Consider the following 1880-nt stretch of genomic DNA (forward strand, 5'->3'; position numbering starts at 1 on the left):
CGCCGGGCTCGCTCGCGGGCACCGCGCGCACCAGGCCGGCGCCGCCGCGCAGCCGGGTCACCTGCTCGGCGAGGCGTTCGGCGGCGGCGTCCAGGTCGGCGGACGGGGCCGTGGCGCGCAGCTCGTCGGTGACGGCCAGCAGTGCGGCGAGATGGCCCGCCAGCTGGATGTCCAGCTCCTCCTCGCGTGTCCGGTGGGGGAAGTCGGAGGTGGTGCCGGCCATCGTGCTGTGGACCGACTTGGCGCGGATCGGTTCGTACATGGGGATGGCCTCCTGTGCTCTGACAGGAAACCATCCTAGCTTGGATTCGGTCTAAAGTTGAGTCGTTGACAAAAGTGCCCGGTCAGGGCCGGTGAAGCCCCGGTCAGGGCTGGCTGTAGCCGTCCAGGAAGTTCCCGATCCGGGTCACCGCGTCCCTGAGGTCGCCCACGTTCGGCAGGGTGACCACGCGGAAGTGGTCGGGTTCGGGCCAGTTGAAGCCGGTGCCCTGGACGACCATGATCTTCTCCCGCCGGAGCAGGTCCAGGACCATCTGGCGGTCGTCCTTGATCTTGAACACCTCCGGGTCGAGGCGCGGGAAGAGATACAGGGCGCCCTTGGGGCGGACGCAGCTCACGCCGGGGATCTGCGTGAGCAGGTCGTAGGCGACGTCCATCTGCTCCTTCAGCCGCCCGCCGGGCAGCACCAGGTCGTCGATGGTCTGCCGTCCGCTGAGCGCGGCCACGACTCCGTGCTGGCCGGGCATGTTGGCGCACAGCCGCATATTGGCGAGGATCGTCAGGCCCTCGATGTAGGAGTCGGCGTGGGCGCGCGGGCCGGAGATCGACATCCAGCCGACGCGGTACCCGGCCACCCGGTACGCCTTCGACATGCCGTTGAAGGTGAGGGTGAGCAGATCCGGGGCGATCTTGGCGGTCGCGGTGTGGGTGGCCCCGTCGTAGAGGATCTTGTCGTAGATCTCGTCGGAGCAGACCAGCAGGTTGTGCCGCCGGGCGATGTCGGTGAGGCCCTTGATGACCTCCTCGCTGTAGACCGCGCCCGTGGGGTTGTTGGGGTTGATGATGACGAGCGCCTTGGTGCGGTCGGTGACCTTCCGCTCCACGTCGGCGAGGTCCGGCATCCAGTCGGACTGCTCGTCGCAGCGGTAGTGCACGGCGGTACCGCCGGACAGCGACACGGCGGCGGTCCACAGCGGGTAGTCGGGCGCCGGTACGAGGACCTCGTCGCCGTCGTCCAGCAGGCCCTGCATCGCCATCACGATCAGCTCGGAGACGCCGTTGCCGATGAAGACGTGCTCGACGTCGGTCTCGATGCCGAGGGTCTGGTTGTGCATGACGACGGCGCGGCGGGCGGCGAGCAGGCCCTTGGCGTCGCCGTACCCGTGGGCGGAGGAGACGTTGCGGAGGATGTCCTCAAGGATCTCCGGCGGGCACTCGAAGCCGAAGGCGGCCGGGTTTCCGGTGTTCAGCTTGAGGATGCGGTGTCCCGCCGCCTCAAGCCGCATGGCCTCTTCGAGAACCGGGCCCCGGATCTCGTAACAGACGTTGGCGAGCTTGGTCGACTGGATCACCTGCATGTCGGTGAGCTTACGGCCCGGTAACGCCCCATGGGCCGTGTTTCCCACCACATGAGACGGGTGATTTGGGTGGTTATCGGTGACGGCTGTCCCATGGACCCCTCCCGTCCCTACAATGCGCGGCCATGTCCAGCCCACGCCAGTACGAAAACGGGATGAACGCCGCGGAGGGTGCGCAGGTGTACGTCCCCCGGGCGGCGCCGCCCCCTGAGTACGAGGGCTACCGGGACCCGGCGGCCGCGCACGGCTGGCAGAACGCATACGACGAGACGCGCGAGCTGCCCCGAGTGCCGGGCGGCGCCG

At 68.6% G+C, this 1880-nt stretch carries 1 protein-coding gene and 1 pseudogene; both read right to left on the reverse strand.

Features of this window, described 5'->3' with window-relative positions; genetic code table 11:
- Nucleotides 1-262, reverse strand: a pseudogene (locus GA0115233_RS39925) (hypothetical protein); the annotation flags it as partial.
- Nucleotides 263-365: 103 nt separating this feature from the next.
- Nucleotides 366-1577, reverse strand: a complete 1212-nt coding sequence (locus tag GA0115233_RS39930; protein WP_093725684.1) for a pyridoxal phosphate-dependent aminotransferase — start codon at nucleotides 1575-1577, stop codon at nucleotides 366-368.
- Between the last annotated feature and the right edge of the window lie 303 nt (nucleotides 1578-1880).

Source organism: Streptomyces sp. DI166 (genome assembly GCF_900091315.1).
Lineage (GTDB): Bacteria > Actinomycetota > Actinomycetes > Streptomycetales > Streptomycetaceae > Streptomyces > Streptomyces fuscus.